5 protein-coding genes are annotated in these 8296 nt (G+C 71.4%); 4 read left to right on the top strand and 1 reads right to left on the bottom strand.

The features are described from left to right. Nucleotides 1-271 precede the first annotated feature (271 nt). The 4 genes from CQZ88_RS27945 to CQZ88_RS27930 are packed head-to-tail and all read left to right on the top strand — an operon-like array spanning nucleotide 272 to nucleotide 7800. Nucleotides 272-2887 carry a carboxylate--amine ligase/circularly permuted type 2 ATP-grasp protein gene (locus CQZ88_RS27945; RefSeq protein WP_102800603.1) on the top strand — a complete coding sequence of 872 codons (2616 nt, stop codon included), beginning with the start codon at nucleotides 272-274 and terminating at the stop codon, nucleotides 2885-2887. Between the two features lie 30 nt (nucleotides 2888-2917). Then, nucleotides 2918-4702: an N-acetylglutaminylglutamine amidotransferase gene (locus CQZ88_RS27940; protein ID WP_043798243.1), complete on the top strand. Its 1785-nt coding sequence runs from the start codon at nucleotides 2918-2920 to the stop codon at nucleotides 4700-4702. Further along, complete coding sequence (locus tag CQZ88_RS27935; protein WP_102800602.1) at nucleotides 4699-6606, top strand: S9 family peptidase; 1908 nt, start codon at nucleotides 4699-4701, stop codon at nucleotides 6604-6606. The genes CQZ88_RS27940 and CQZ88_RS27935 overlap by 4 nt, the downstream gene beginning before the upstream one ends. Before the next feature lie 30 nt (nucleotides 6607-6636). After that, on the top strand, nucleotides 6637-7800 hold the full coding sequence (locus tag CQZ88_RS27930) for an amidohydrolase (RefSeq protein ID WP_029543502.1): 1164 nt from the start codon (nucleotides 6637-6639) through the stop codon (nucleotides 7798-7800). Nucleotides 7801-7865: 65 nt separating this feature from the next. On the opposite strand, the gene CQZ88_RS27925 is transcribed toward CQZ88_RS27930, so the two are convergent. After that, nucleotides 7866-8210 carry a J domain-containing protein gene (locus tag CQZ88_RS27925; protein ID WP_029543500.1) on the bottom strand — a complete coding sequence of 115 codons (345 nt, stop codon included), beginning with the start codon at nucleotides 8208-8210 and terminating at the stop codon, nucleotides 7866-7868. Between the last annotated feature and the right edge of the window lie 86 nt (nucleotides 8211-8296).

Below are 8296 nucleotides of genomic sequence, written 5' to 3'. Positions count from 1 at the left end.
TCCCCGCCGCCGTCCCGGGCACCGGACGCGCCGACGAGGACGCTCCGCGACGGGCGCGTCCGACGATCCTGGTGACCGCGGCGAACACCACCGCCGTGATCGGCGAGGTGCCGCCGGCGACCGCCCCGGTGATCGGGGCCGGCGACGACTGGTGATTCCGAGTCCCCCGCCCCGGCGCGCGGGGCGGGGACACGGTCGACGGCCACGCTGGTGTCCGTGACCCGCGGTTTCCTTCTGCGAGGACGATCCGGGCCGCGTAGCGTGTAAACGCATGTTCGGTGGCGGTGCCCGCAAGCTTGGTGTCGAGGAGGAATTCCACCTCATCGACGCGAAGACCCGCCGTCTCACGCCGCGCGCCCCGGAACTGCTCGCGCGCCTGCCCGGCGACGTCTACGTCGAGGAACTGCAGCGCTGCGTCGTCGAGGTCAACAGCGGCGTGTTTCCGGATCTCGCGGGTCTCCGCGCAGATCTGGTGCACCGCCGGTCCGTTCTCGTCGACACCGCCGCCGAGCTCGGCCTCGGCATCGCCGCCGCGGGCGCGGTCCCACTGGCCGTGCCCGCGGAGATGCAGGTCACCGAGACGCCGCGGTATCGCCGCATGCTGGCCGACTACCAGCTCCTGGCCCGCGAGCAGCTGATCTGCGGCACCCAGGTGCACGTGGACATTCCCGACCGGGACGAGGCGGTGCAGGTCGCCAATCGGGTCGCCCCGTTCCTGCCGATCTTCCTCGCCCTGAGCGCGAGCTCGCCGTTCTGGGCCGACGGCACGGACACCGGATATGCCAGCGTCCGCAACCTGGTGTGGATCCGGTGGCCGAGTACCGGGCCGGCCGCGCCGGTGTCGTCGGCCGCCGAGTACGACAAGCTCATCGCGGACCTGGTCTCGACCGGCGTGATCACCGACCCGGGCATGGTGTACTTCGATCTCCGCCCGTCGGACCGGTATCCGACCCTCGAGCTGCGCGTGTGCGACAGCTGCCCGTCGGTGGACACGATCACGCTGATAGCCGGGCTGTTCCGCGCCCTGGTCGATCGGGAGGTGACCGACCTTCGGGCCGGTGTCCCGGGGCTCGACGTCTCGCCGACCCTGGTGCGCGCCGCCATGTGGCGCGCCTCGCGCTCCGGCCTCGAGGGTCCTCTGGTCGACGTGCAGTCGGCCACCCCGCGGCCGGCACGGGAGATCGTCGACGGACTGATCCGGTCGCTCCGGCCCCAGCTCGAGGGGAACGACGACTGGGCCCTGGTGTCGGAGCTCGCGGAGACCGCCCTGCAGGTCGGCAGTTCGGCCGCCCGCCAGCGGCGGGTGTTGCGCCGACGGGGCCGCCTGACCGACGTGGTGGATCTGCTTCTCGACGAAACCGCGGGGCGCGTGCGCGCGGTGCCGGAGATCGCCGATCCCGGTGCAACCCTGCTCCACGGCTACGTTCCGCTGCGAGCGGGCGACGTGGACGACCGGTACGACGAGGCCGTCGAGGTCGGCGGGCGTCCACGTCGCGAGTACGAGGCGGTCCTGGCCGCGGTGGCGCGGGTCGGTGCGGCCGAACTGCGCCGCATCCAGGAGTCCATCGACCGGGAACAGAGCGTCGACGGCGTGACGTTCCGGGTGAGCGGCGAGGATCGTGCCCAGGTCTTTCCCATGGACATCGTCCCGCGCATCGTCCCGCACACCGAATGGTCGCACCTGGTCCCGGGTTTGCAGCAACGCGCCCTGGCCCTCAACGCCTTCCTCGGCGACATCTACGGCGAGCAGGCCGCGGTGCGGGACGGGGTGATTCCCTCCGAGTTGCTCGACCGTGCCCCGGGCTATCGGGCCACCGGGGCCGCCGCAGCAAATCCCCCGGTGCGCGCCCACATCTGCGGGATCGACCTCGTCAGCACGGGCCCGGGCGACTTCGTGGTGCTCGAGGACAACCTGCGGGTGCCGTCGGGCGTGGGGTATGCGATGGCGCATCGCGCGATGACGACCCGGTTCCTCGGGGCCCTCGGCATGCCGGCCGACGTGATGTCCGTGGACTCGATGCCGGAGATGACGCGGCAGACGCTGCAGGCGGCGGCGCCCGCCGCGGCCGCGGGACCGGACGTCTCCGTGGCGCTGCTCAGCGCCGGGTGGAAGGACTCGGCATGGTTCGAGCACCGGTTGCTCGCCGAGAAGTCCGGACTGCCCCTCGTGCTGACCGGGGAACTGTCGGTACGCGACGACGTCGTGTACCGACACCGGGGCCGCGAGGCCACGCGAGTGGACGTGCTGTACGTCCGCCTCGACGAGGACATGCTGCTGTCCTCGATCGGGCACGACGGGCACCCGCTGCGCAGGGGGCTTCGGGCCGCGCTGCAGGCCGGCAACGTGACGATCGCCAATGCCCTGGGGAACGGGGTCGGGGACGACAAGGCCGTCTATTCGTATGTGCCGGCAATGATCGAGTACTACCTCGGCGAGAAGCCGATCCTCGAGCAGGTACCCACGTGGGTGTGCGCCGAGCGTGAGCAACGCGACTACGTCCTCGACCGGTTGGCGGAGCTGGTGGTCAAGCCGATCGACGGGTTCGGCGGCGCCGGAATCACCATCGGCCCGGAAGCGTCGCGACACGAACTGCTGGAGCGGCGTCGGGACCTGCTCACCCACCCGGAGCGATACGTCGCGCAGGAGGTCGTGCCGTTGTCGACGCATCCGACGTTCGACGGGAGCGGCCTGTTTCCGCACCATATCGACCTGCGCGCATTCGTTCATCTTCGGGCCGAGGGGCCGTCGGTGCGTGCCCACGTCGCTCCGGCGGCGCTGACCCGGGTGGCCCCCATCGGGAGCATGGTCGTCAATTCGTCCCGGGGCGGCGGGGGGAAGGACACCTGGGTGCTCGGTCCCCCACGCGGCGCGGGCAGCGACGAATAACCGGAGGGCGTGAGCCGGAAGGAGAGCACGATGTGCGGTGTGTGTGGGGAGATGCGCTTCGACGGGGCTCCCCCGGACGTGGCCGCGGTCGGGCGGATGACCGACGCCATGAGCGCCCGGGGCCCCGATGCGGCCGGCCTCCACGCGCGCGGCTCGGTGGCGTTCGGGCATCGGCGGCTGACGATCATCGACCTGTCGGCGCGCGGCAGCCAGCCGATGATCGACAGTGAGCTCGGGTTGGCACTGGTCTTCAACGGGTGCATCTACAACTACCGGGAGCTGCGCTCGGAACTGGAGGGGGCCGGCTACCGGTTCTTCTCGACGGCGGACAGCGAGGTGGTGCTCAAGAGCTTCCACCGTTGGGGCGCGGAATGCGTGCAGCACTTCAAGGGCATGTTCGCATTCGCCGTGCACGACACCGACACCGGCGCGGTGACCCTGGCCCGCGACCGGCTCGGCATCAAGCCGCTCTATCTGGCGGAGGGCCCGGGACGGTTGCGCTTCGCCTCCACCGTGCCGGCGTTGCTCCGCGCCGGCGAGGTCGACACCACCGTCGATCGCGTCGCGCTGCACCACTACCTGAGCTTCCACTCGGTGGTGCCCGCACCGCACACGATGCTGCGGGGGATCCGGAAGCTGCCGCCGGCGACCGTGCGGGTGATCGAGCCCGACGGTGGCAGCACCGAGCACCGCTATTGGGAGCCCGCATTCACGCGGGACCCCGCGCGGACGACGTGGACGGCCGTGGATTGGCAGGAAGCACTGCTGGATTCGCTGCGGACCGCGGTGAGCCGGCGAATGGTCGCCGACGTGCCGGTGGGGGTGCTGCTCTCGGGAGGCATCGACTCGAGCCTGGTCGTGGCGTTGCTCGCGGAGCAGGGCCAGCGAGACCTGGCCACGTTCAGCATCGGATTCGATCCGGCCGGTGGCGAATCCGGGGACGAGTATGTCTACTCCGATCTCGTGGCGCGGAGGTTCGGCACCGTCCATCACAAGATCCACATCGACTCGTCCCGGCTGTTGCCGGCGGTGCCGAAGACCGTGGCGGCGATGAGCGAGCCGATGGTCAGCCACGACTGCGTGGCGTTCTACCTGCTGTCGGAGGAGGTGAGCAAGTCGGTGAAGGTGGTGCAGTCCGGGCAGGGCGCCGACGAGATCCTCGCCGGCTACGACTGGTATCCGCCGCTGACGGAGGTGGCCCGGGAACGGTCCGCCGAGGCGTACGCGAAGGTGTTCGCCGACCGTACCCACGCCGACATCGTCGCGCTGCTCGACCCTCGGTACTCCCTCGATCACGACGCGAGTGGCGAGTTCCTGGCCGAGCAGCACGCCGCGGCGGGGGCGGCGACGGCGGTCGATGCGGCGCTGCGTCTCGACACGACGGTCATGCTGATCGAAGACCCGGTCAAGCGGGTCGACACGATGACGATGGCGTGGGGCCTCGAGGGGCGGGTGCCGTTCCTCGACCACGACTTCGTCGAACTGGCCGCGACCTGCCCGCCCGAACTGAAGCTGGCCTCCGGCGGCAAGGGCGTCCTCAAGGAGGCGAGCCGCAAGCACCTGCCGGCGGAGATCATCGACCGGACCAAGGGCTACTTCCCGGTGCCGGGCATCCGGCACCTCGACGGGGACGTACTGACCCTGGTGCGCGATGCGTTGCACAGCCGGAGCGCCCGCGACCGCGGGCTGTACCGGCCCGAAGCACTCGACGCGCTGCTCGCCGACCCGAACCGGCATCGCACCACCCTCGGGGCGAACGCCCTGTGGCAGGTGGCCCTGCTGGAAATGTGGCTCCAGGAAATGGAACAGCTGTGAGCGGCGAGACGGAGACGACCTCGGTGGCGCGAACACCGGATGCCGCGACGACCGCCGCGGCGGCACAGCCGCGCCACATCCGCTTCACGTCGGGTGCGTCGGTCGCGCCGGACGGCACGGCGATCGCTCATCTCGTCGACGACGGCGGCTATCCCCGTGCGGTGCAGCGGTTCCTGTCCGGCCGCGCCACGAGCGCGGCGCGGTGGGTCGAGTTGCCGGTGGACGGGCCGGTCACCCGGATCATGCACTCGGCGGACGGCCGTTGGCTGGCGTGCGAGGTGGCGCCCGACGCCGGTACGCGCACCCAGGTATGGGTGGTGAGCACCGACCCCGACGACCGCGGCGCCCGCCGCCTCGGGTCGGCCGGGGACTCCTCGACGGAACTCGTCGGGTGGGACGGGAACCGGGTGGCGACGGTCGCCACCGACGAGGAGGGGGTGGCGGAATCCCGGCTGGTGGACCCGCACACCCAGGACACCGTGGTGCTCGATCGCCGCGTCGGCGGTCACCTCGTCGACGCGTGGGCGGGGTCGGCGCTGCTGCGGGTCGGTCCGCGCGGCCACCGGGAGTTGCTGCTGCTGCACGAGGACGGCACGCGGATTGCGCTGCTGCCCAACGACGTCGGTTCCACCACGGACGCCGGGGTCATTCTCGACGACCATCGGCTGCTCGGCGTGGTGGACCAGCTTCGTTCGCCGTGGGCGTCCAGCGACGGCGAACCGGAGAGATATCTGCGGTCGCTGGTGCGCAGCGACAACGGCGCGGAGTTCGCGCGGCTGCTGGGCGTGGCGGTGTCGTCGGAGGGCGTGTCGTACCGGGTGCTGGCCGAGCGGGAGGACGGCGATCTCGACGAGTTCGCCGTGAGCGACGACCACAGCACGGTAGCCCTGCTGTGGAACCACAAGGGTCTGAGCCAGTTGCAGATCCTGCACCTGGCGGACGGCTCGCTCGACGATCCCCTCGGGTTGCCCGGACTGGTGGCGTCCGAACTGAGCATCAGCGCGGACGGCTCGCTGCTGGCGGTGACCGTGCAGGGTCCCGGAATGCCGCCTTCGGTGGAGATCGTCGATCCGCGGACCGGGGAGTGGGGCCCCGCGGAGGCCGCGCGGACCCGGATGGACGACGACGATCTGCCGACGTTGCTCGAGTTCCCGGCACGGGACGGGACGCCGCTCTCGGGTTGGCTGTATCGGGCGCAGGGCAGCGGCCCGGGCCCGGTGCTGCTGTACTTCCACGGCGGACCGGAAGCCCAGGAACGGCCCGGATACAGCGACTACTACCCGGCGATCGTGGCGGCGGGATTCACGGTCTTCGGGACGAACGTGCGCGGGTCCGGCGGTTTCGGGCGGACGTTCATGCACGCCGACGACCGCTACGGGCGGTTCGCCGGGATCGACGACGTGGCCGACTGCGTGCAGTACCTCGTCGACCACGGCATCGCCGATCCCACCCGGGTGGCGTGCGCGGGCAGATCGTACGGCGGCTACCTGACGCTGGCATCGCTGACCTTCCACGCCGAGTTGTTCGCCGCCGGGATAGCGATCTGCGGGATGAGCGACCTCGAGAGTTTCTACGCCAACACCGAGCCGTGGATCGCGGCGGCGGCCTACCCCAAGTACGGGCATCCGGTGCACGACCGGGAACTGCTGCGCGAGCTCTCCCCCATCCATCGGATCGCGGAACTGCGGGCACCCCTGCTCGTGGTGCACGGGGCGCACGACACCAACGTGCCGGTCAGCGAGTCGGAGCAGATCGTCGCCGCGGTACGGGACCGGGGTGGGATCGCCGAGTTCCTCCTGTTCGACGACGAGGGCCACGACATCGTCAAACGCGAGAACAGGGACGTGCTCGCCGAGGCCATGGTGAACTGGCTGACGAGCCGGCTCGGTACGGCCGGCCCGTAGATGTCACCGAACCGACGGAGTTCTCGACGGATGAGGATCGACCACGACCGCCTCGTCGCCTGGCGACGGGACCTGCATGCCCACCCGGAGCTGTCGTTCGCGGAGTTCCGGACCACCGCGCTGGTGCGCGATCAGCTCGTCTCGCTCGGGCTGGACCCGGTGACGCTGCCCGGCGGCACCGGCCTGTGGTGCGACGTCGGCCCGGACACCACCGGATGCATCGGGTTGCGGGCCGACCTCGACGCGTTGCCGCTGACCGAGACCACCGGGTTGCCGTACGCGTCGACCGTGGAGGGCGTGTGCCACGCGTGCGGGCACGACGCCCATACCGCGATGCTGCTGGAGGCGGCCACCGTGCTCGCGGCGGATCCGCCCCCGCAGCGGGTGCGGTTGATCTTCCAGCCCGGCGAGGAGACCACCCCCGGTGGTGCGCTCGAGGTCGTCGCCGCGGGTGGCCTCGCCGGGGTGTCCCGGATCTTCGCCCTGCACTGCGCCCCCCAGCTCGAGGCGGGCAAGCTCGCCACCCGCGCCGGGCCGATCACCTCGTCCGGGGCCGTTCTCACGGTGCGGTTGTCCTCCCCCGGCGGCCACTCGGCCCGCCCGCACCTGACCGGCGACCTGATCCACGCGGCGGGCGTGCTGGTGACCGGGCTGGCGTCGGTGCTCGATCGGCGCCTCGACGCCCGCACCGCCACCGTGCTGACATGGGGCCGGATCCACGCCGGCCACGTCGGCAACGCCATCCCCGAGTCCGGTGAACTGGTGGGCACGCTGCGCAGCGCGTCGCATCGGACGTGGGCGACGGTCGAGCCGCTGGTGCGGCGCAGCGTCGCGGAACTGCTCGCACCCTACGCGGTGGACCACGAACTGGACTACGTGCAGGGCGTGCCGCCGGTGGTCAACGACGCCGAGGCAACCGCCGAGATGCTCGCCGCGATCGAGTCCGTGGTGGGCCTGGAGAATCTGGCCGAGGCGGGGCAGTCCAGCGGCGGCGAGGACTTCGCGTGGTATCTCGAGCACGTCCCGGGGGCCATGGCGCGATTGGGAGTCTGGGACGGGACGAGTCCGCGACACGATCTCCACAAGCCCGACTTCGAACTGGACGAACGAGCCCTGGTGTACGGGGCGCGCACCCTGCTGGCCCTCGCCTACGGAGGCAAGTACGAACCTCGTACGCCTGACCCGAGCGAATGAACCATGCTGTCGGACTGATCGAGTGAGCGATACATTCGCTCGGGGGAAGCGCCCGCGCGGCGCCGTCACCGGTGGCGACGGACGGGTCCGGCCCGGATGGGCGGATCCGCCGCGGGGGGCGGGTCCGAGCGACGCACGGTCACCCGGACGGTCCGCGCGGAGGGCCGGGGGGCCGTGTCGGCACGGCGCCGGTCGTACTCCGCGCGGCGGTGCGGATCGCGCAGGACGGCGTAGGCCGCGACGATCCTGCGCAGCTGCTCGTCCGGATCCGGACCGAAAGGGACATCCGGGCTGCGGAGGTCGGGGTGGTGCTCGCGGAGCTTGCGACGGAAGGCCGCGGTGATCTCCGCCTGCCCGGCAGACCCGGGCACGCCCAGCACGGCGTAGAGATCGGGTTCCCTGCCGGACACGGCCCCGCCCTTCTCTTCCGTTGTCGACGCCCGAACGGCGTGACGGCGCGTGACAGGAGCGGAACGCCCGGCCACCCGCCGCGTGG

It is taken from the genome of Rhodococcus sp. ENV425 (assembly GCF_002887785.1).
In the GTDB taxonomy this organism is placed as follows: Bacteria; Actinomycetota; Actinomycetes; order Mycobacteriales; family Mycobacteriaceae; genus Rhodococcus; species Rhodococcus aetherivorans.
This window is presented reverse-complemented; position numbering and strand designations above follow the sequence as displayed.

Bases quoted from the DNA above. Each gene is read 5' to 3' on its own strand.
- CQZ88_RS27945 (WP_102800603.1), top strand. From the start codon at position 272: ATGTTCGGTGGCGGTGCCCGCAAGCTTGGTGTCGAGGAGGAATTCCAC.
- CQZ88_RS27940 (WP_043798243.1), top strand. From the start codon at position 2,918: ATGTGCGGTGTGTGTGGGGAGATGCGCTTCGACGGGGCTCCCCCGGAC.
- CQZ88_RS27930 (WP_029543502.1), top strand. From the start codon at position 6,637: ATGAGGATCGACCACGACCGCCTCGTCGCCTGGCGACGGGACCTGCAT.